We start from the raw sequence: 249 nt of genomic DNA, 5'->3' as shown, positions 1-249 counted from the left end.
CGGCGTCCTGCCCGATCACCGCCTTGCCGATCTCGGCGCTCAGACGTGTCAGGCCGTCGCGGGGCTCGCTCACGTGGTGGGTCTCCTCTCGGTGGACGCGGCTCGGACCGCCGCGGTCAGCGCGTCGAGTTCCTGCGCGAGGTGCAGCAGCTGCGCGTCGTCGGTGACCGGCGCGTCGCGCAGCAGCTCGTGCGTCTGCGCAGCCGAACGCTGCCACAGCGGGGCGGCTGTGGCGACGGCGGCCGCCAC

Annotated in this window: 1 protein-coding gene; it reads right to left on the bottom strand. The window is 74.7% G+C overall.

The annotated features are described in order from the left end of the window. Nucleotides 1-69: 69 nt before the first annotated feature. Nucleotides 70-249, bottom strand: a 180-nt coding sequence (locus ACFFCN_RS18215) for a hypothetical protein (protein ID WP_375493973.1), incomplete at its 5' end; no start/stop codon positions are given.

It is taken from the genome of uncultured Jatrophihabitans sp. (assembly GCF_964246335.1).
Lineage (GTDB): Bacteria > Actinomycetota > Actinomycetes > Mycobacteriales > Jatrophihabitantaceae > Jatrophihabitans.
This window is presented reverse-complemented; position numbering and strand designations above follow the sequence as displayed.